The organism is Pseudomonas sp. NFPP24 (assembly GCF_900112095.1).
Lineage (GTDB): Bacteria > Pseudomonadota > Gammaproteobacteria > Pseudomonadales > Pseudomonadaceae > Aquipseudomonas > Aquipseudomonas extremorientalis.
In genome coordinates, this window is the sequence record NZ_FOKD01000003.1 from 180,582 (window position 1) to 201,454 (window position 20,873).

At 63.1% G+C, this 20,873-nt stretch carries 20 protein-coding genes; 7 read left to right on the top strand and 13 right to left on the bottom strand.

Annotated elements, in window-relative coordinates; translation table 11 throughout:
- Positions 1-18: 18 nt before the first annotated feature.
- Both BM026_RS07705 and BM026_RS29175 read right to left on the bottom strand, forming a co-directional pair.
- On the bottom strand, positions 19-903 hold the full coding sequence (locus tag BM026_RS07705) for a SctD/MshK family protein (protein ID WP_093527888.1): 885 nt from the start codon (positions 901-903) through the stop codon (positions 19-21).
- Between the two features lie 103 nt (positions 904-1,006).
- A complete protein-coding gene (locus BM026_RS29175) occupies positions 1,007-1,168 on the bottom strand; it encodes a hypothetical protein (RefSeq protein ID WP_016969018.1) in 162 nt (53 codons plus the stop codon).
- A gap of 592 nt (positions 1,169-1,760) precedes the next feature.
- Between BM026_RS29175 and BM026_RS07715 the strand changes: the two genes are divergently transcribed.
- The gene (locus tag BM026_RS07715; RefSeq protein WP_093527891.1) at positions 1,761-2,186 is read left to right on the top strand and encodes a winged helix-turn-helix domain-containing protein; all 426 of its coding nucleotides are present in this window, start codon (positions 1,761-1,763) and stop codon (positions 2,184-2,186) included.
- Here the strand turns inward: BM026_RS07715 and BM026_RS07720 are convergent.
- The gene (locus BM026_RS07720) at positions 2,183-3,043 is read right to left on the bottom strand and encodes a Dyp-type peroxidase (protein WP_093527894.1); all 861 of its coding nucleotides are present in this window, start codon (positions 3,041-3,043) and stop codon (positions 2,183-2,185) included. The genes BM026_RS07715 and BM026_RS07720 overlap by 4 nt on opposite strands.
- Positions 3,044-3,181: 138 nt before the next feature.
- Between BM026_RS07720 and BM026_RS07725 the strand changes: the two genes are divergently transcribed.
- Positions 3,182-4,798, top strand: coding sequence for an NADP-dependent glyceraldehyde-3-phosphate dehydrogenase (locus tag BM026_RS07725; RefSeq protein WP_093527897.1), 1,617 nt, complete (start codon positions 3,182-3,184; stop codon positions 4,796-4,798).
- A 90-nt stretch (positions 4,799-4,888) separates the two neighbouring features.
- Entirely contained in the window at positions 4,889-5,950 is a 1,062-nt protein-coding gene (locus BM026_RS07730) for an FUSC family protein (RefSeq protein WP_092244949.1), read from the top strand.
- Positions 5,951-6,118: 168 nt separating this feature from the next.
- Here the strand turns inward: BM026_RS07730 and BM026_RS07735 are convergent, their stop codons facing one another.
- On the bottom strand, positions 6,119-6,877 hold the full coding sequence (locus BM026_RS07735; RefSeq protein WP_092244948.1) for a TetR/AcrR family transcriptional regulator: 759 nt from the start codon (positions 6,875-6,877) through the stop codon (positions 6,119-6,121).
- Positions 6,878-7,233: 356 nt separating this feature from the next.
- Between BM026_RS07735 and BM026_RS07740 the strand changes: the two genes are divergently transcribed.
- From BM026_RS07740 to BM026_RS07755, 4 genes are read left to right on the top strand one after another with little or no spacing between them, the layout of a single operon-like run.
- On the top strand, positions 7,234-7,941 hold the full coding sequence (locus BM026_RS07740; protein ID WP_093527900.1) for an ABC transporter ATP-binding protein: 708 nt from the start codon (positions 7,234-7,236) through the stop codon (positions 7,939-7,941).
- Positions 7,938-9,137, top strand: a complete 1,200-nt coding sequence (locus tag BM026_RS07745) for an ABC transporter permease (RefSeq protein ID WP_093123951.1) — start codon at positions 7,938-7,940, stop codon at positions 9,135-9,137. The genes BM026_RS07740 and BM026_RS07745 overlap by 4 nt, the downstream gene beginning before the upstream one ends.
- The gene (locus BM026_RS07750) at positions 9,130-10,608 is read left to right on the top strand and encodes a TolC family protein (protein ID WP_071491948.1); all 1,479 of its coding nucleotides are present in this window, start codon (positions 9,130-9,132) and stop codon (positions 10,606-10,608) included. The genes BM026_RS07745 and BM026_RS07750 overlap by 8 nt, the downstream gene beginning before the upstream one ends.
- Complete coding sequence (locus BM026_RS07755; protein WP_093527903.1) at positions 10,598-11,842, top strand: efflux RND transporter periplasmic adaptor subunit; 1,245 nt, start codon at positions 10,598-10,600, stop codon at positions 11,840-11,842. Before BM026_RS07750 ends, BM026_RS07755 begins: the two co-directional genes overlap by 11 nt.
- Here BM026_RS07755 and BM026_RS07760 read toward each other — a convergent pair.
- The 9 genes from BM026_RS07760 to BM026_RS07800 form a co-directional block, all read right to left on the bottom strand.
- The gene (locus BM026_RS07760; protein ID WP_093527906.1) at positions 11,834-13,252 is read right to left on the bottom strand and encodes an FAD/NAD(P)-binding protein; all 1,419 of its coding nucleotides are present in this window, start codon (positions 13,250-13,252) and stop codon (positions 11,834-11,836) included. The two genes, BM026_RS07755 and BM026_RS07760, sit on opposite strands and share 9 nt — an antisense overlap.
- A gap of 12 nt (positions 13,253-13,264) precedes the next feature.
- The gene (locus BM026_RS07765) at positions 13,265-14,032 is read right to left on the bottom strand and encodes an ABC transporter ATP-binding protein (protein ID WP_093123960.1); all 768 of its coding nucleotides are present in this window, start codon (positions 14,030-14,032) and stop codon (positions 13,265-13,267) included.
- A 3-nt stretch (positions 14,033-14,035) separates the two neighbouring features.
- Positions 14,036-15,376, bottom strand: a complete 1,341-nt coding sequence (locus BM026_RS07770) for an ABC transporter substrate-binding protein (protein WP_093512834.1) — start codon at positions 15,374-15,376, stop codon at positions 14,036-14,038.
- Between the two features lie 21 nt (positions 15,377-15,397).
- Entirely contained in the window at positions 15,398-16,447 is a 1,050-nt protein-coding gene (locus BM026_RS07775; protein ID WP_071491953.1) for a branched-chain amino acid ABC transporter permease, read from the bottom strand.
- Positions 16,448-16,451: 4 nt separating this feature from the next.
- Positions 16,452-17,333 (bottom strand): branched-chain amino acid ABC transporter permease, encoded by an 882-nt coding sequence (locus BM026_RS07780; RefSeq protein ID WP_093527909.1) that lies wholly within the window; start codon positions 17,331-17,333, stop codon positions 16,452-16,454.
- Positions 17,333-18,103 carry an ABC transporter ATP-binding protein gene (locus BM026_RS07785; protein WP_093527912.1) on the bottom strand — a complete coding sequence of 257 codons (771 nt, stop codon included), beginning with the start codon at positions 18,101-18,103 and terminating at the stop codon, positions 17,333-17,335. Before BM026_RS07785 ends, BM026_RS07780 begins: the two co-directional genes overlap by 1 nt.
- Positions 18,100-19,002 carry an AMP-binding protein gene (locus BM026_RS07790; protein ID WP_093512841.1) on the bottom strand — a complete coding sequence of 301 codons (903 nt, stop codon included), beginning with the start codon at positions 19,000-19,002 and terminating at the stop codon, positions 18,100-18,102. The genes BM026_RS07785 and BM026_RS07790 overlap by 4 nt, the downstream gene beginning before the upstream one ends.
- A gap of 109 nt (positions 19,003-19,111) precedes the next feature.
- Complete coding sequence (locus tag BM026_RS07795) at positions 19,112-20,545, bottom strand: LLM class flavin-dependent oxidoreductase (protein ID WP_092244926.1); 1,434 nt, start codon at positions 20,543-20,545, stop codon at positions 19,112-19,114.
- A complete protein-coding gene (locus tag BM026_RS07800) occupies positions 20,545-20,871 on the bottom strand; it encodes an acyl-CoA dehydrogenase (protein WP_071491957.1) in 327 nt (108 codons plus the stop codon). Before BM026_RS07800 ends, BM026_RS07795 begins: the two co-directional genes overlap by 1 nt.
- Between the last annotated feature and the right edge of the window lie 2 nt (positions 20,872-20,873).

The window sequence follows — 20,873 nt, forward strand, 5'->3', positions numbered from 1 at the left end:
CTTAGCTTAAGAGCGTGGTCACAACGTTAAGGTGAAGCGCTCCTCGCCACGGGCGAGGATCACTTGGTTGTTTTCGATACGTTCCAGCACCCAGTTGTCCGCCAGCGCCGCGCCGGGGTACAAGCGCTTGCCGCTGTCGTTGATCACGTACGGATGAGGCCCGAACCACACGGCCTGCAAGCGCACGCGCGGCGCCGCCGCATCGGCCCGCACGGCGACGCGCGGGTTGAGCACGATCTGCTGGCCGTAACGCTGGTCGAAGGCTTGCTGCACCGCCAGCCACTGCGGTTTTTGCGACTGTTCGAAGGTGCCCGTGGCGCTGAGCTGGCCGTTGCTGTTGCTGACCTTCACGGTATCCAGTCGGGCGGCTTGCAACTGCTGCTCCAGCCAGGCCTTGGCCTGTTCGCGGGTAGGTGTTTTCAGCGGTGCAACGGCGGCAACGGCGGTTGTCGGCTGCGGTGGTGCTTCACTGCGAAACGCCAGCGCTCCAGCACAGATAAACAGCAGCGCGGTCGCGACGATCCAGGGGGCCAATGTGCGTGGCGCGGGCACTGGTTTTTCAGCACCGCCAGGCATTGCCAGGCTCACCCCCGCTGTGCCGATGCGCAGCTGCACCGGCAGCCGCGCGCGATGACCGTTGCCTTGGGGAATGCGCACATTGCCGGCGATCAATACGTCACCGCCCAAGGCTTCGACCGCCACCTGGCCGCCTTCAAAACGCAGGCGCAGGTGCAGGCCGGCAACGCCGGGATCGCTGAGCACCAAATCAGCCGCCAGATCGGCGCCGAGGGTGTAGACAGGCTGGTCGAGCACCAGGGAACTGCCCTGATGCAAACCGCCGGTCACCGTCAGGGTCGGCACGCCAGTTGCGGCGACCGGGCCCAGGGAAATCAGGGCTGTCATAGTCGGGTTTGCCCCTTTGAGCCTGTGCAACGGGGTCAAGAATCAGGATAAAAACGGGAATTGAGAGGTAAACGGGCAGCGCCGGCGCCGCCCGTTTGGCGAATCAGTTCTGCGGACGCTGTTTGGTGGCGTCCAGCTCGGCTTTTTTCGCGGTGCTGATTTCGGTGATCTTGGCCGACTTCTCGATAGCCATGTTGAAGGTCGCTTCCATCTTCGCGATAGCGTCGTCGGCGCCGCCTGCTTTTACTGGTGGGACATCAGCCATGTTCATCTCCTTGCATCGATAGGGAAGTTATTCAGTTGCGCAACAGCACGCTGAAAGTATGCAAACCGATGAAGACCCAAAACGTCAGACAATGCGCCTTCGAACCGTTGTTGGTTTGCATGGGGCCCATACTACTCACGATCAAAACGCCTTCGCTGTGAAAGCTTGTGAAACGTTTCAGATACGCGCTGTGAAAGGTTTGGCTCAACCTGGCGTTGAAAAAAATTCATCGCCTGAGTGACATGGAACTTTCAGAGAAAAACAAAAACACGCTCAAGACCAATGTTTACGGGCACTCCGCTAATACCCACTGAATAATGCTGAACAATAAGCCTCTTTTGAAACGCGCCACCTAGCGACACCCGGCATTTATTTTCGCGATTACTTCACATTTTTCGCTAATAGCCTTTTGCCCAACTTCCCAGACATTTTGATTTGTAACAGAAGCGACTTAATCATCGCGTTTGATAACTCGTCCCAAGCAACCCAATTGCTTGGCGAGCAACTTTCCTCCGCGCCTGCTAGTGCAACTGCACTAATAACCAAAGGACTCGCTTTCAGGCCGGCTATATAGAAATCTTCCAGGTGATCTATGACCGACATGAATTATTCACCCACCACTCTCCTCAAAGACGACGGTTGCGTTGAGATTCACTTCGGCCCTTACCGACTGCTGCCCAAGCGCCACCAACTGCTCAGGCATGACCAGCCGGTAAACCTTGGCAACCGCGCCCTGACCCTGCTGATCGCCCTTGCCTCGCGGCCCGGCGAATTGCTGCAGAAAACCGAATTGCTCGACATTGCCTGGCCGAAACGGGTGGTCGAGGAATGCAACCTGCGCACACAGATCAAGACTCTGCGCCGCACGCTGGGCGATGCCGATGTGCCGTACATCGCCACGGCATCGGGCATGGGCTATCGTTTTGTCGCGCCCACCTGGTTCGAGCGGGCGGCGCACCCGCGGGCGATGAGACCGTCGGGCGGCGGCGGTGAACGTGTGGCCAGCGGCGTGCTTTAGCCCAGGGCGCTCAGGTCCAAGTGGCCATCCTTGATCGGCGGGCACCAGTAGTAGCCACCGGTCAAGGGGGTGCTGATGCGATACAGGCCATCGACAATCCCGTCCTCCAGACCGCTCATGCGGCGCAGTTGCGCTTCGAACGCATCGAAGGAATGGCCGAACGCCAGGAACATCAGCCCCGCCTTTCCATTCTCGGCCCAGGGCATGGAGCGACGCACCACGAAGGCTTCCGGGGTGAAGCTTTCCTGGGCGGTGCGCTTGGTGTGGGCGGACTCGGGGGCGTCGTCGAGCTCTTCGTTGTCGCCATGGCGGCGGCCGATGATGTGGTCGCGCTCCTGAGCCGGCAGCGCAGCGAAGCCATCGAGGTCGTGCTGCCATTGCTGGATCGCGGCGAAGCTGGCGCCGCTGTCGGTCAGGGCGGCGTCGACCGCCGCGTCGTCGTGGGGGTTTTCGGTACCGTCTTCGTAGTCGGTGAGGTCGAAGCCGGTCTTGTAGCGGAAACCTTCGGTCATCTGCACCAGGCGAAATGCCGGAGCCAGGGCCTTTTCAAATGCACGGCTGCGCAACAGCAGTTCACCGCGATCCACGCCATGCAGCCACACCCACAGCGCCTGCTGTGTGGACGGGTTATGCGCGCCCGGCCCGCTGATGGCCGGAAAACTGCGCAAGCCTTCAACGCGTGCGCCCAGTGCGGCAACCAGCGGCTCGCCAAGACCGACCACTGCCGCCGAATCGGTCAGTTGCACCAGTGCGTCCAACGCAGCGGGTACGGCTGCCAGAGCCTCCACGGCAAAAAACAGATGGCGTGCCTGCAACGGCACCGGTGCGGCAAGAATGCCCGGCTGGTACTGACTCATGTGAACTCCTTCTGAAAAGCCGCGCAGTTTAACCGCCGGGCACAGCCCTGCGTACAAGAAAGCGCGCAAGCCTTGCCATAGAGCCTGTTGTTGGGTGACTCTCTAGTCATGTTTTGCAACTATTCCAGGGGTAGCGCCATGACCACCAGCAACCTGCTCGCCCAGCTGTTTCCCGCCTCCGCCGCCGCAGTTCCCGAGCAGTTCCAGCTCGGAGCGCCCATTGAACAGCGTGATTACCTGGTCGACGGCCAGTTGCAGGTATGGAACGGCCCCTTGGCCAAGGTGCAAAGCCCGGTGCAGTTTGGCGACGAGCGCGTGCATATCGGCAGCACGCCGCTGCTGGACGCCGAGACCGCCCTTACCGCCCTGGACGCCGCCGTGCGTGCCTATGACCGCGGCCAGGGCGAATGGCCGACAATGCGCGTGGCCGAGCGCATCCAGCATGTCGAAGCGTTCCTGCGCCGCATGCGTGAACAGCGCGACGCGGTGGTCAAGCTGCTGATGTGGGAGATCGGCAAGAACCTCAAGGATTCGCAGAAAGAATTCGACCGCACCTGCGACTACATCACCGATACCATCAACGCGCTCAAGGAACTGGACCGCCGTTCCAGCCGCTTCGAGCTGGAACAGGACACCCTCGGCCAGATCCGCCGCGTACCGCTGGGCGTGGCCTTGTGCATGGGCCCCTACAATTACCCGCTGAACGAAACCTTCACCACGCTGATCCCGGCGCTGATCATGGGCAACACCGTGGTGTTCAAGCCGGCCAAGCTCGGCGTGCTGCTGATCCGCCCGTTGCTGGAGGCGTTCCGCGACAGCTTCCCGGCCGGGGTGATCAACGTGATCTACGGCAGCGGCCGTGAAACCGTCAGTGCACTGATGGCCAGCGGCAAGATCGATATCTTTGCGTTTATCGGCACCAACAAGGCCGCCAGCGACCTGAAAAAACTACACCCGAAACCACACCGCCTGCGCGCGGCATTGGGCCTGGATGCGAAAAACCCCGGCATCGTGCTGCCCGAGGTGGACCTGGACAATGCGATCAGCGAAGCCGTTACCGGTTCGCTGTCGTTCAACGGCCAACGCTGCACCGCGTTGAAAATCCTCTTCGTGCATGAAGATGTCGTCGACAGTTTTATCGAGAAATTCAACCAGAAGCTGGCCACGCTCAAGCCCGGCATGCCGTGGGAAGACAGCGTGGCGCTGACGCCATTGCCCGAAGTGGGCAAGGTGGATTACCTCACCAGCCTGGTAGCCGATGCCGCGCAACATGGCGCCAAGGTGGTGAATGAGCATGGCGGTGAAAATTGCGGTTCGTTCTTCTACCCGGCGGTGCTGTACCCGGTGAACCCGCAGATGCGCGTGTACCATGAAGAGCAGTTCGGCCCGGTGGTGCCGATCGTGCCTTACCGCGACTTGGAGACCGTGATCGAGTACGTGCTCGACTCCGATTTCGGTCAGCAACTGAGCCTCTTCGGCACCAACGCCGTGGAAGTCGGGCGCCTGGTGGACGCCTTCGCCAATCAGGTCGGCCGTATCAACATCAACGCCCAGTGCCAGCGCGGCCCGGACACCTTCCCGTTCAACGGGCGCAAGAACTCGGCCGAGGGTACGCTGTCGGTACATGACGCGTTGCGCGTGTTTTCGATCCGCACCCTGGTGGCGACCAAGTTCCAGGAGAGCAACAAGGCGCTGGTCAGCGACATATTGCGTAACCGCGATTCAAGCTTCCTGACTACCGACTACATCTTCTGAAAACGCTACAGACCCAAATGTGGGAGGGGGCTTGCCCCCTCCCACATTTGGACCGCGTACCCCCTGAATTTCGAGGCCACTTTACTACCGATGAACCTGCCCTTCTTCGCCCGGCGCCTGCTGCGCCCGCTGCTCGACCCGTACCGCCGCTACCGCCATGCCAAGCTGATCCACGCCGTGCGCGTATCCATCGGCTTGCTGGCAACGATCCTGCTGACCACCGGTATCAACCTGCCCCACGGTGAGTGGGCGTCGGTGACCATGCTGATCGTGATCGGTGGTTTGCAGCACCACGGCAATATCGGCAAGAAAGCCGTGGAGCGTGCCTATGGCACCTTGATCGGCGCCAGCGTCGGCTTGGTGGTGGTGGTGCAGCAGGCCTACTTCGGCCTGCCCTTCTTGACCTACCTGTTGATGTCGGCGGTGTGCGGGTTCTTTTCCTATCACGCCATCGGCAAGGGCGGCTACATCGCCCTGTTGTCAGCGATCACCGTGTTTATCGTCGCCGGCCACGGGGACAACCCGATCTCCGATGGGCTATGGCGCACCGTCGATATCTTGATCGGCATTGTGCTGGCCTTGGCGTTTTCGTTCGCCCTGCCGCTGTACGCCGTGTATTCGTGGCGCTACAACCTGGCCAGTGCGCTGCGCGATTGTGCGGCGATCTACAGCCGGATCATCAATGGCCAGTCGGTCACCGATGATGAGCACGTCAAGCTGCTCAACCGCTTGAATGCGTCGATGGTGCAACTGCGTTCGCTGATGCCGTCGGTGTCGAAGGAAGTGCGGATTTCCATGACCGAGCTGGACGCGATCCAGCGGCATCTGCGTATGTGCATCAGTACCCTGGAGATTCTTGGCAATACCCGGCCCGATCCACGGGATGAACAGGCGATGGCGCGGATGCAGGTGATGTTGAGGACCGAACATCGGCAGATCCGGGTGCAGTTGGTGGGGATGGCGCGGGCGTTGAAGTCGGGGGTGACGGAACGGTTGCAGCGGCCCAGCCCTATCACAGGCACCGAGCCAGCACTGGATACGCCGGTCTACAGCGCGCTGGATGGCTATCGGTTGTTGACGGTACAACTGGCGGCAAACGTGGATGCGATGCGCCAACGCCTGGCCAAAACTGCCGGACGCTGGAAGATCTAGAGAGGTGGCCTGTTGCCGCATTTACCAGCGTCAACACTTTCACACTTTCTCTTACATATTTTTCACGTTTTATTCACATCCCGGAACGTAGGGTGAAGCCTCATCCGTTACAAACGTTGCATATCAAGCCCGCCGCCCCAGCGGGCTTTTTTTTGTATCGGATTTGACCTAGCGTGAAGCCTTGGCAGCGGGAGCTGCCGCTTGTTCCCGAATGGCCCGCTGGGTATCCAGCACTTTGGCCAATGCAGTTTCCGCTTCCGGGCTCTGCTGCGGCACGCGAATCGCCGCCGACACCAGGGTGATCAGCTTGGCCATCACCTCGGCATCCGTCGCCGGTCGGCCCAGGCTCATGGAGTTCATCAGCAGGCGCAGCTCGGTGCCGGCCATCACCCCGGAAATCGCCTTGAGGGCAAATTGCAGGCGCACCCCCAGTTCATTGCGCGGCAGGTCCGGCAAGGCCAGGGCGAAGGCTTCGAAGAAACGCTGGAACACCGGCTGGTAATGCACCTTGAGGTATTCCTGGATAAACGGCGACGTATCGCTGTAGACCCGGCCCAGGAAACGGATGAACGAACGCCCTTCCCCATTGGCACTGGCCGGGTCGCTGCGCTCCAGGCCCATGGCCGGGGCAAACAGCACGCCGAGCAAGGTGTCGCAGTCCAGCGGGCCGTCGGACTCGGCCTCACACCGCGCCAGCAGTTCCAGGCGCTGCTCGTTGAGCGGCTCCAGGCGCTGCTTGAGCAGGGTTTGCATCAGGGAATCCTTGTCCCCGAAGTGGTAGTTCACCGCCGCCAGGTTGACCTGGGCACGCTCGGTAATCTGCCGTAACAAAACCGCGTCATATCCGTACTTGATGAAGAGAGCCTCTGTCGCATCCAGCAATCGAGTCTTGGTAATGTTTGGAGCGCTGACTTTCTTCGCGACCATAGAAGTTCCACGTGGGAAATATTGTTTTAAAAAATAATTTGATTTTTTATACCGGGGCCGCCGCCTGAAAGCAAGTAGTGACACTGCGCCATATGATCAAAAGCCTGCGCCCACGGGCTCTTTGAGACTGGTCGGATGAATTTTGAGCGGCCTGGAGGCCCCTGGAGGAAATCGTTTCAAAGGATGAAACCGCTCTATATCCATGGCTGGCGAAGCAGCGGGAACACGGTTAGTATTCAAACAATATTTTAAAAACAAGAAATAAAACCAGTCCGTGACGCATGCCAGGCAGCTCCCGAACTTGTAACAATGCTTTTCCGGGGCAGCACGGCATCGTCGAGACTGCAGGCGTAGTCATGATGACAGATACCCCCGCGCACCCAGGCTTGATCTCCCTGCAAGGCATCGGCAAAAGCTATCAGCTGGCCGGGCAACACCTGGCCATTCTCAATGATGTGTGCCTGTCCATCGCCAGTGGCGACAGCTGCGGCATCCTTGGCGCCTCCGGTTCGGGCAAAAGTACCCTGCTGAATATCCTCGGCCTGCTGGACCTGCCCAATTGCGGCCAGTACCACTTCGCCGGCCACGATATTTTCAACGCCACACCGGACCAGTTGGCGGCTATCCGCAACCAGCAGATCGGCTTCGTGTTCCAGAGTTTCAACCTGCTGCCGCGCCTCAGCGCCCTGGACAACGTCGCCCTGCCCTTGAGTTATCGCGGCGTGTCGCGGCATGAGTCGGTGGAACAGGCCTTGCTCATGCTGGATCAGGTCGGCCTGGCCGACCGCGCCCACCATCGCCCCGCCGACCTCTCCGGCGGCCAGCGCCAACGGGTCGCCATCGCACGGGCGCTGGTGGGCAAGCCTTCGGTGATCCTCGCCGACGAACCCACCGGCAACCTCGACAGCACCACTGCACAGGAGATCATGGACCTGCTGCTGGCGTTGAACCGCGAACAGCAAGTCACGCTGATCATCGTCACCCACGACCCGCATATCGCCGAGCGCCTGGAGCGCAAGATCCTGGTGCGCAATGGTTTGGTGCAAGAGGCCGGGAGCCTATGAGCCTGCGGGTCGAACAAAGCCTCAGCCAACTGCTGCATGAAGCGTTCGTCAGCCTGCGCACGCTGGGCAAGCGTTCGGTCCTGGCCTTGCTGGGCATCGTCATCGGCAGTTCGTCGGTGGTGGCGCTGATCAATATCGGCCACAACGCCGCCACCGACGCGGCGATGATCTTCAAGGACATGGGCACCGACACCCTGATCGCCCAGTTCCCGCCCAAGGACGGCAGCAGTATCCCCATGCCTGCCCGCCTCGACCTGGACGCGGTGCGCCAAACCGTGCCGGGGATTGCCCATATCGGCGCCCTCACGCTGTTCAGCGGGCCGATCGTGTTCCACGGTCGCACCACCAACGCCAACTTCGTCGGCAGCACGCCGGACATCAAGGACGCGATGCGCCTGGTGATGCAGCAGGGGCGCTTCCTGTCGAGCTTCGATGCCAATGAAACCTACGGCGTGATCGGCGACCAGTTGGCCCAGGCGCTCGGTGCGCCAGGTGACCCGCTGCAACTGGGCGACCGTGTGCGCATCAACGACTATCTGTTCCTGATCATCGGCATCCTGCGCAACCAGCCCCGGGCGATGCTGATGCCGGTGCAGGCCAACGAGTCGCTGTTCATCCCCGCCGAAGGCATGCGCCGCATCTATGCCACACCGCAGATCGGCAACGTGATCATCCGCGCCACGCCCGGCCAGGACATGGAACGCCTTGCCAAGGACGTGGCTGGCGCCCTGAGCTCGCAGCTCTCCGACCACGATGCAGACATCCAGGTGCCCCAGCAAATGATCGACGGCCTGACCCGGCAAAGCCGCACCTTTGCGTATCTGCTGCTGGCCCTGGGGGCGATTTCCCTGGTGGGCGGTGGCGTCGGGGTGATGAACGTGATGCTGATGAACGTCTCGGAGCGCCGTCGCGAGATCGGCATTCGCATGGCCCTCGGCGCACGCCAGCGCGACATCCGCAACCTGTTCCTGCTCGAAGCCGTGACCCTCACCGCCGTCGGTGCCCTGTGTGGCGCCGTGCTGGGCATGACGGCGGCCTGGCTGTACGCCTGGCTGTCGGGCTGGGAATTTGCCCTGGCGGTCGCCGCCCTGCCGCTGGGGGTGGGCAGCACGTTGCTGGTGGGGTTGTTCTTCGGCATCTACCCGGCGGTCTCGGCCTCGCGGTTGCAGCCAGTGGAGGCCCTGCGCGATGAGTAAATGGCTATGGCTGCTCGCATTCGCCAGCCTGCCCGGCATGGCCGCCGACGTGGTCATCAGACCATCGGCACCCAGCACCACCCGCAGCGGCTACGAGCGCAGCGTTTCGTTGAATGCCCAGACCACCGCCATGACCCTCGGGGATGCGGTGTACCTGGGCCTGCGCAACAACCCGGCGATCCGCAGCGCGTACCTGCAACGGGTGGCACAGAAGTTCGACCTGCGCGTGGCCGAAGATGTGTTCAACCCCAAGCTCACCCTCAACAGTTACTACCGCAGCACCCGGGGCTCCGCCGACAATACGCGCAATGCCAACGTGGCGCCCGCCACCAGCCTGCTCGGCGAGTACGGCACGCGCCTGAGCATGGCCTGGACCCAGCAACTGAGCAACGCCGACCGCGCCGGTCGCTACCGCAGCGACGGCCTGGACCTGGCAATCATCCAACCGCTGCTGCGCGGCGCCGGCTGGGACGCCACCACCGCGCCGCTGCGCCTGTCGCGCCTGTCGGAACAGGCCAACCGCCTGAACCTCAAGGCCACCGTCGCGCAAACCATCAGCCAGATCATTGCCACCTACCGCGAACTGCTGCGTGCCCAGGAACAACTGAGCATCGTGCAGGATGCGCTCAAGCGTTCCGGCACCTTGCTGGAAGTGAACAAGGCGCTGATCAGTGCCGGGCGCATGGCCGAATTCGAAATCGTGCAGACCGAAGCCGATATCGCCACCCAGCAACTGGGCGTGGAAGAAGCACAAAACCAACTGGACACCAGCCGCCTGGCGCTGCTGCGCCTGCTGGCCCTGGACCTGTCCACGCCGATTCGCGCCACCGAAGCCCTGGAGGCCAGGCCCATGCAGATCGATAAGCGCCAGGCCTTCAACCTGGCGCAGACCCAGCAACCCGAATACCTCGCCGCCCTGCTCGGCAGCCAGCAGGCCGACCTCAACCTGGTGATCGCCAAGGACTCGGGCCGCTGGCAAGTGGACCTGGTGGCCGGCGCCAACCAGGTGCGCGCCAACACCGACAACGATACCGGCCGTTCCAACAACCGTACCTGGGACAGCTACGCCGGGGTGCAAGTGCAGATTCCCATCGGCGATATCAGCACGCGCCAGGCCGAAGTGCGCGCGCGAGTGAATGTGGAGGACCAGGCCATCCGCATCACCGATGCACGCCAGGAACTGGAACGCAGCGTCAACGATGTGGTGCGTGACCTCGGCACCCGCTGGCGCCAGTATGAAATCTCCCAGCGCGCCGTGGAATTGTCGCGGCGCAAGATCGAGATCGAGCGGGAAAAACTCAGCGCCGGACGCTCCACCAACTTCCAGGTACTGAGTTTCGAGACCGACCTGCGCAACGCCGAAAACGCGCAACTGAATGCGCTGATCGCTTATTTGAACGCCCAGACCCAGCTCGACCTGACCCTGGGCATGACGCTGGAAAGTTGGGAAATCGCCCTCAATGACTACTAATCAGAAACGCCTGCTGGGTGCTGTGTTGATCGTCCTGCTGGGCAGTGCGGGCCTGGCCTTGCGCAGCCCGGCGTCCGATCCGGGCGGTGCCAGCGAACAGTGGCTGGTCGTCAAGCCCGAAGCGCTGGAGCACCGGATCGGCCTGGTAGGCAAGATCGAGCCTGATACCACCATCACCCTCACCGCGCCCTTCGATGGCAACGTGCAAGCCAACCTGGTGGAGCAAGGTCAGCGGGTCGAGGCCGGCCAAGTGCTGTTGCGCATGGACCCGGCCACCCTGGAGGTGCAATTGCGCGAAGCGCTTTCCGCCCAGCTCAAGGCTCGGCGCACCGTGCAAGAGATGCAGGACTGGGACAGCAGCCCCGCCGTCAGCCGCGCCCGCCGCAGCCTGCGCACCGCCGAAATGACCGCCGGCAACACCCAGCGCAAACTCACCGAAAGCGAAAACCTGTTCAAGCGCGGCATCATCCCGCGCAATGAACTGGACGACCTCAGGCAACAGACCCAGCAGCAGCAACTGGATCTCGCGTCCGCCCGCAGCGAACTGCAACAGGCCATCGACCAGGGCAAGGGCGAGTACCGCCAGATCGCCGACATGGAGCTGACCAACGCCACGGTGAAATACGACGCCCTGCACAAGCTGCTCGACGGCCAGGAGGTCAAGGCGCCGTTCTCCGGCATCGTGGTGCCGCCACCGGGCAACACCTCATCCCAGGGCGGCGGCAACAACAATGCCCCGGTGCAGGCCGGCAGCAAGGTCAGCCAGGGCCAGGTGCTGTTTGGACTGGCGAACATTGAACGACTGAAAATCACCGCCAAGGTTTCGGAGCTGGACATCAACCAGTTGCATCAGGGCCAGGCGGTGGAAGTGCTGGGCGACGGGTTTGATGGCGAGCGACTGACCGGCTCGGTAAGCGTGGTCAGCGGCTTGGCAATTGCCAACGACAGCCAGGGCAGCGCGCAGTTTCCGGTGACCCTGTCGATCCCCAGACTCACGCCGCAGCAGTTGCAACGGGTGCGCCTGGGGATGAGTGCGCGGCTGACCATCGTGACCTACAACAATGCCCAGGCGATGGTGATTCCCAGCCAGGCAATCCAGGCGGACAACACGGTGGAGTATCGGGAGACGATGGATAAGCCGGTGGAGCGGGTGAAGGTGACCACGGGGCAATCAACCGCGCAGGGCGTCGAAGTCTTCGGCCTGAAACCCGGCCTTGTGAAGACCTCAAGATAAATGGAAAACCCTATGTGGGAGGGGCATCAGCTTTGCGGCCAGTGCCTTGGCTTGCAGCGCTACATCAGTCACCGCCGTGCTTTCCCACCACATCCCACGCAACGGCGGGCCCATGGCGAACAAGCGCTGGCTGACCTGCCCCTGGGCGTCCACCACTGCCCCCGACGCATCCGCCGCAATCCCCAACGCCAGCGGCCCTGGCTGGATCAGCCCACGCTTGAGCAACTGCCGGGGCAGCGGCCGCGCCACGCGGCGCCAGTCGTATTCGATACCGCTGGAGTTGATCAGCGCTGCGCCCGAGACCTGGGTGATGCCTTGCTCGCCGCGATAACGCAAGCGAATCGTCACCCCTTCACCCGAAGGTTCCAACCCCTTGAACGACGCCGCCCGGATCCGCAACCGCCCCTCTTCGTGCAAGCGCGCCACCAACTGCGCGCTCAACGGCGGCGAGCGGTGGTGATGGCTCTCCCACCAGGGCCGTACATGCCTCACGAACTGGCGCTTCTCGCGCTCGCTGGCCTGGCTCCACAGGCGCGCGATATGCACGCGCACGGTGTCCAGCGGCGCCTGCCAGTCGATGCCCTGCTCCCGTGCAAGCGCGCATTGCCGGCGCACCTCGCGCAGCAACTGCCGAGGGCTGCGCAGGCGGTGGTCCTCCCCAAGGAAATCCCCCCAGGCCGGCGGTTGCCGCCGCACATGGGGCAGCAGGCCGTGACGCGAGAATACCTCGATCGGCCCGCGATGCCCGGCCTGTTCCAGGGACACCACGGCGTCGACCATGGTCAGCCCGGAACCGATGATCAGCACCGGCGCCTGCGGGTCGATCCGGCGCATCGCGCTCACGTCCCACGGGGCCACCGCCGCCGCGTTCAGCCCGCTGGATTCAGTCTGCGGTGTACGCGCCGCCGGGAACATGCCGGTAGCCAGTACCGCAAACGCGCCACGCAGTTGCTGGCCGTTATCGAGGGTCAGCAGGGTTGAGCCTTCATCCACTTGCAGGTCGACTACCTCGCTGCGCACATGCTCCACGCTGGATGCGGACTGCGCCTTCGCCTCGGCCAAACGTTGCTGGGCATACAAGCCGAATATCCCGCGTGGCGGGAACAGTTCGCTGATCGGCACGTGTTGCTGGTCGGACTCAGGCCAGCCGCCGGCACCGATGTAGTCGGTGAGCCATTGGGTCAGGTCGTCAGGGTTGTCCGGGTCGACACTCATGCGCGCCGCGTTGCCGTTCAGGGTGTGGCCCAGTTCGACGGCGCTGTAGGCCTCGCCCCGGCCCAGCTCGGCACGCGGTTCGATCACCAGCACCCGGCGCGCGCCCGGCAGGCGCAGCAGTTGCACGGCCAGCATCGTGCCGCTCAGGCCGCCGCCGATGATCAGGACATCAGCGTTGCGGATGGATTCAGTCATGCGAAGTCGCCCTTACTGTTTGCCCAGGTAAATGTCATGCAGATCGCCCCGCGCCAGCAGTTCAGCGGCGCTGCCACTCAAGGCCACGCGCCCAGTATCCAATACGTAGCCGTGGGACGCATAGTTCAGCGCGACGTTGATGTTCTGCTCGGCGATCAGGAAGCTCACCTGCTGCTCACGGTTGAGCTGCGCGATGATCTCGAAAATCTCCTGCACGATCATAGGCGCCAGACCCATGGACGGCTCGTCGAGCAGTACCAAAGTAGGACGGGTCATCAACGCTCGGCCGATGGCGACCATCTGCTGCTCGCCGCCGGAGGTGAGGCCGGCGCGGGTATGGCGCTTGGTCTTGAGCCGTGGGAACCAGGCGTAGAGGCGTTCCAGGTCGTGCTCCAGGTCCCGGCGACTCAGGCGTCGCACAAAGCCGCCGCTGCGCAGGTTGTCTTCCACGCTCAGTTGGCCGAACACATGGCGGCCTTCCAACACGTGCACCATGCCCTGGCGCACGCGCTGGCTGGGGTCGATGCCGGCCAGGTCGGCGCCGGCGTACTCGATCACACCGCGGCTGACCTCGGCCCGCTCGGCACGTACCAGCCCGGAGATGGCCTTGAGCGTGGTGCTCTTGCCGGCGCCATTGGCACCGAGCAAGGCCACAATGGCCCCCTTGGGCACGCTCAGCGACACTCCGGCCACCGCGAGGATCGCGCCGTCGTAGATCACTTCGATATCGTTGACCGTCAGCAGCGACGACTGCGCGGCATCGGTGGCGGGCTGGCGCATGATTTATTCGTCCCCGGTACAGGTGCGTGGCGTCAGGCCTTTTTCCTTGGCGAACGCTGCCGACTTTTCATCGATCAACGGGCGCAACAACCCACGGTCGGCGGCGATCCACTCACTGATCAGCGTCCAGTTGGCGCCGTCCCACTGCTGCACCCGCGCCGAGCCGCCGCCTTCGTGATCGCGGCACGACAGCTTGAGGTTCTGCATCAGGCCCAGGTAGCCCATGTCCTTCAAGCGCGCATCGTCGATGTTCAGGTGTTCCAGGCCCCAGCGGCCTTCTTCGCCATTGAGCGGGCGCTTGCCGAATTTGGCCTGGCCGGTGCGGATTGCCTCCACCGCCACGGCGGCGTTCACCAGGCCGGAGTTGTAGTAGACGCTGCCGAAGTTCTTCAGGTCCTTGAGGTCACTGTGGCCCTTGTCGAGGATGTATTGCTTGAGGCGTTTGTGGATCTCGAAATCAGCCCCGGCCGGGTATGGCGTAAGGGCCAGGTAGCCTTTGGCGGCGGCGCCTGCGGGCAATACGTCTTCACTGGAACTGGCCCAGATGTCGCCGATGATATGGTCCACCGGGAAGCCGAAGCGCGCGGCGGTCTTCACCGCAACCGGTGTGGACACGCCCCAGGTGCGCAGGAACACCCAGTCCGGGTTGGCCTGGCGCACCTGGCGCCATTGCGCGGACTGCTCGTTGCCGGGGTCGGCGACCGGGATCTGGATGTTTTCGAAGCCGTATTTTTCCGCCAGCAACTTGAGCGGGCCGAGGGTTTCGCGACCGTAGGCCGAGTCGTGGTAGACCGTGGCGATCTTCTTGCCCTTGAGCTTGTCGAAACCGCCTTCACGCTCGGCGATGTAGTTCACCAGCGTCGACGCCTCGCTGTAGAAGGTCAGCATCACCGGGAAGTTATACGGGAATACCGTGCCGTCGGTGGCTTCGGTGCGGCCGTAGCCGAGGGTGATCAGCGGGATCTTGTCCACCTCGGCCCGCTCGCTCAGCGCATACGCCGCCGGCGCGCCATTGGGCTGGTACACCGCGACCGGCGCGCCATCCAGGCCATGCTTGAAGCGCTCGTAGCACTCGATGCCCTTCTCTGCCGTCCACTCGGTCTCGCATTCCTGCCACACCAGCTTGACGCCGTTGATGCCGCCTTCGACCTCGTTGATGTAACGCAGGTAATCGATCATCCCGGCCCACACCTGCACGCCGCTGGACGCATAGGCGCCCACACGATAGGTCGCCAGGGGAATGAATTGCTGGTCCGGCGAGGCCATTGCCTGGGGGACTGCACCGGCCAAGGTTGCCAGCGCAAAGGCAGCGCCGACCAGGGAACGTTTCAAGGATGCACGCATAGGGATTCTCTTAAGGGAATGTCAGAAACGCAGCGGCCACTGCCGCACGCGGTCGCGCAGGTTGTGCAACAGGCGAATCAAGCCCTCGGGTTCCTTGATCAGGAACACGATGATCAACACGCCAAAGATGATTTTCTGCAGGTTCTGCAACTGCCCCGCATCCACCGAGCCGCCGAACAACGCCTGCCCGGCATGGCTGAGGAAGATCGGCAGCAAACTGATGAACGCCGCCCCGACAAAGTTGCCGGCGATGCTGCCCATGCCGCCGATAATGATGATGAACAGGATCTGGAAGGAGCGATTGATATCAAAGCTACTGGCGCTGGCAGTGCCCAGGTAGGCGAAGGCCCACAGCGCACCGGCTATGCCCAGGTAGAACGAACTGACCGCGAACGCCAGGCGCTTGTAGCGCACCACCGGAATGCCGACCACGGCGGCGGCGGTGTCCATGTCGCGGATCGCCATCCAGTTGCGGCCGACCTGGCTGCGCACCAGGTTGATCGCGGTCCAGGTCAGCAGCAGTACCGTGACCAGGGTCAGCAGATAGCGGCCCAGCGGTGTGTTGAGGTCATGGCCGAACAGCGCCAGCCTGGGCGCGGAAATGGTCCCGGACGAACCGTAGTTGTAGAACCAGGGAAACTTGACGAACAGCCACTCCAGGAAAAACTGCGCGGCCAGGGTGGTGACCATCAGGTAGAAGCCCTTGATCCGCGAGCTGGGCAGGCCGAACAGCAGGCCGACCAACGCACTGATGACCCCGCCGCCGAGCAGTGCCACCGGCAACCCCAGCTCCGGCAGGCGCAGCAGAAAACCGTAGGTGGCAAACGCACCGACGGCCATGAAGCCGGCCGCGCCCACCGAGGTCTGCCCGGTATAGCCGGTGAGCAGGTTCAGGCCCAGCCCGGCCAATGACAGCACCAGGAACGGGATCAGGATCGCGTTCAGCCAATAGTCATTGCCCCACAGCGGCACCCCGATAAAGGCCAGTGCCAGCAGGCCAATCAAGGCCCAGGGCATGCGCCGCTGAATCAGCAGCAACGGCGCGGTATGTTGTGCAAGAGGGATCGACATGCTTTCAGACTCGCTCGATGGCGCGCTCGCCGAACAGGCCGGCGGGGCGGATATACAGGAAGGCCAGGGCCAGAACATAGGCGAACCACGGCGTGATACCGCCGCCGATCAACGGGCCGATGTACACCTCGGCAACGTTCTCCGCCGCGCCGACAATCAGCCCGCCGACAATCGCCCCGCCAATCGAGGTAAAGCCGCCGATGATCAACACCGGCAAGGCCTTGAGCACCACCAGCGACAACGAGAACTGCACCCCCTGGCGCGCGCCCCACAGCAGCCCGGCCACCAGCCCGACGATGCCGGCCACCGCCCAGACGATCTGCCAGATGCGGTTGAGGTTGATGCCGATGGACAGCGCCGCCGTGGTGTCATCCGCCACCGCGCGCAGCGACACGCCGATGCGGGTCTTGTTGAACAGCAGCGCCAGCACCGTCACCAGCACCACCGCAGCGGCGGCGGCGATCAGGTCGAACTGGCTGAGCATCAGTGGGCCGACGAACAGCGGTACGTCGTCGATGCCCAAGTCCAGCGCCCGCACCTGGGAGCCCATCAACCCCTGGGCCAGGCCTTCGATAATGAACGACAGGCCCAGCGTGGCCATGAACAAGGTGATCTGCGAACGGTTCACCAATGGCCGCAACACCAGGCGCTCGATCAACAAGGCGCCGACGCTCATCACAATTACCGTGAGCAGCAACGCCAGGGCAAACGGCACGCCCTGGTCATGCAGGCTGACGAACGTCAGTGCGGCAAACAGCAGCATCGCGCCCTGGGCAAAATTGAACACGCCGCTGGCCTTGTAGATCAGCACGAAGCCGATGGCGACCAACGAGTACATGGTGCCGGCGAGCAGGCCGCCGAGCAGGGTTTCAAAGAAAAACGTCATCAGTGCACCACTCCCAGGTAAGCCGCGATCACCTCGGGGTTGGCCTGCACTTGCGCCGGCGTGCCGTCGCCGACCTTGCGCCCGTAGTCGAGCACCACCACATGGTCGGACAGGCCCATGACCACGCCCATGTCGTGTTCGATCAACACCACGGTGGTGCCAAGGTCGCGGTTGACGTCGGCAACGAAGCGCGCCATTTCCTGTTTTTCCTCGGCGTTCATGCCGGCCATGGGCTCGTCCAGCAGCAACAAGCTCGGCCCTGCGATCAACGCCCGGCCCAGTTCCACGCGTTTTTGCAGGCCGTAGGACAGGTTGCCCACCAGCACATCGCGGTGGGCTTGCAGTTCCAGGAATTCGAGAATGCCTTGGGCGCGCAACCGGAACGCTTCGGCTTCCCGGCGTGCGCGAGGCAAGCCCAGGGCCTGTTCGATAAAGCTGCTGCGCATATGCCGCGACAGGCCGGTGAGGATGTTGTCGAGCACGCTCATTTTCTTGAACAGCGCGTTGTTCTGGAAGGTGCGCCCAATGCCGCGGCGCGCGGCGCCCAACGGATCGATACGGTGGAAGTGCTGGTCTTCGAACACAATCTCGCCGGCATCGAAGCGATACACGCCATTGAGCACATTGAGCAACGAACTCTTGCCGGCACCATTCGGCCCGATCAACGCGCAGATCTCGCCGCGCAACACCTCGAAGGACAAGCCATTGATCGCCTTGACCCCCTTGAACGACAGCGAGATATCCCGCACCTGCAAAATGGCCTGGCTCATGCGATGTCCCGTTTGAATTCCGCCAGCCACACCGGTGAAGGGGCGGCTTTGACGGGTTGCCAGATGTACGCCAGGCGCTGGAAACCCAGGAGCCGGCGCACGCGGTTTTTCAGCAGGCGCCGCAGGCCGCTTTGCGGGTGGGCGATGGCCCAGTCGCATAAGCGTCGGCGCCAGGTGCCGTGGGGCGCCAAGCGGCTTTCGATCTCGTCGGCCAGGTGCTGCAAGCGTGCGGGCGACAACAGCAGGCCGGTGGGTGCGACTTCGCTGCGGTCGCGCCGCGCCGAGGCCAGGCTTTCAGGGAAGGCCAGACCGTGACCGCTGTTCAGCCATTGCTCCAGCACCACCGCCAGACCGCCCTGCCAGTGGGTGCCCTCTTCGCTCCACAACAGGGTTTCACCCGTGGGCTGCCACCAGCGTGCGAGGTGTTGCGTCGGCGCCAACGGGCCGAGCAACTGGGCGAAATCCAACAGGTTCGCCGACTGCCAATGCCGCGCAGTCTGGCGGCCCTGCACATAGGAATGGGTCGGGCGAATGCGCCACAGGTGGTGTTGCAGCGCCTCGGGCTCCAGGTCATCGGCCAGGGTCAGCACCTGCGCGCCGATGGATTGCGCCGCCAGGGCCAGCAACAGCAGGTTCGGCTCGAACGCCCCGCTGAGGGCCAGCCGCGATTGCTCGCTGACCCCCTGCTGGCGCAAGCCATCGGCCAGACGCTCCACATCGCGCAAGGCGTCGATCCAGCGCCATGCGTACCACTGCCCTTGGCGCTTGTGGCGCAGGGCGGTGTGCAGCGGCGTGATCTGCGCCCAGTGGCGCAGTTGTTCCAGGGCCTTGGGCAGGTGGCCGAGCCATTCGGCGGGCCACTCCACGGCCAGTGGGCGTTTGAGTTCGTGCACGCTCATAGGGGTAGTGCTCCTATTGGGGGGGCGTGCGGTGGTCCGCTGGCTGGATTATTTGGATCAACACCGATTTACTGTGGGAGGGGGCTTGCCCCCGATGGCGGTGTGTCAGTCACAAGTGCTTTGACTGGACTGCCGCTATCGGGGGCAAGCCCCCTCCCACATTGGTTATGTGCGCGTCAGATAAATTGCGGTAGCCGGCACCAGGGTGGTTGGAGGCCAACCTTGCGCCGTCGCCAAACAACTTCTCGCGCAACGTGCCCTGGGCATACTCGGTCTTGTACACCCCGCGCTTCTGCAACTCCGGCACCAGCAGGTCCACGGCATCGATGAAGGTCTCGTGGGTCAGGGCGTAGGCCAGGTTGAAGCCGTCCACATCGGTGTCTTCGACCCATTCCTGCAACAGGTCCGCGACGGTTTCCGGGCCGCCGACGAACAGCGGGCCAAAGCCGCCGATACCGACCCAGTCGGCCAGCTCATTCGGGGTCCAGACCTTGTTCGGATCGGCCGTAGAGAACGCCTCTACCGCCGATTGAATGGCGTTGGTGTGCACGTGCTTGAGTGGCTCATCCGGTTTGAACTGGCTGAAGTCGATGCCGGTCCAGCCGGAAATCAGCGCCATGGCGCCTTCATAGCTGACATAGGATTTGTACTCCTCAAACTTGGCTTTGGCCTTGGCATCGGTCTCGCCGACGATCACGGTCTGCAAGTTGAAGATCAGGATTTTCTTCGGATCGCGCCCGGCTTCGGCCGCACGTCGGCGGATGTCGGCCACGGTCTTTTTCAGCAGCACCTTGGACGGCGCGGCAACGAAGACGCACTCGGCCTGTTCGGCGGCGAACTGCTTGCCACGGCTCGACGCGCCCGCCTGGTAGAGCACTGGCGTGCGCTGCGGCGACGGTTCGCAGAGGTGAATGCCGGGCACCTGGAAGTGTTTGCCGACGTGGCGGATCTCGTGGATCTTGCTCGGGTCGCTGAAAATCCGCCGTTCGCGGTCACGCAACACGGCGCCCTCCTCCCAACTGCCTTCCCAGAGTTTGTAGCAGACCTCCAGGTATTCCTCGGCGTAGTCGTAGCGCGCATCGTGCTCGGTCTGGGCCTTCTGGCCAAGATTCTTGGCGCCACTTTCCAGGTAGGAGGTGACGATGTTCCAGCCGATGCGGCCCTTGGTCAGGTGGTCCAGGGTCGAGAGACGGCGGGCGAACGGGTACGGATGTTCGAACGACAACGAAGCGGTCAGGCCGAAGCCCAGGTGTTCGGTGACCAAGGCCATCGGTGCGATCAGCGACAGCGGGTCGTTGACCGGCACTTGGGTGGCCTGGCGAATCGCCGCGTCGCCGTTGCCGTTGTACACGTCATAGATGCCCAGCACATCGGCGATAAACAGGCCGTCGAACTTGCCGCGTTCAAGGATCCTGGCGAGGTCGGTCCAATATTCCAGGTCCTTGTACTGCCACGAACGGTCACGCGGATGCGCCCACAGGCCCGGCGACTGGTGGCCGACACAATTCATGTCGAAGGCGTTCAAGCGGATTTCACGGGACATCAAAGCACTCCGTTGAGATGGTAGTTGCCGACGATCTGGTACTTCGTACGCAGCGGGTCATCAAGGCTCGACGGCAGTGCGGTGCGTTGGCCGGTGAGTTCGAACTCGGCGTTGCTCGCGGCGATCAGCGCCTCTGCGGCGGCGATTTGCGCTTCGGTCAACGCCACCGGGCCTGGATGGGTTTCGGCGCGTTCAAACAAGGCCGCGGCCACATCGACGCGAATCTGCAAGTCGCCGAAGCGGCTGATCACGTAGGGGTCAGTGCTGTTTTCAACGTGACGGCGGGTGCTATCCAGCAGTTGGCGCGCAAGGGTCAGTGCAGTCATGG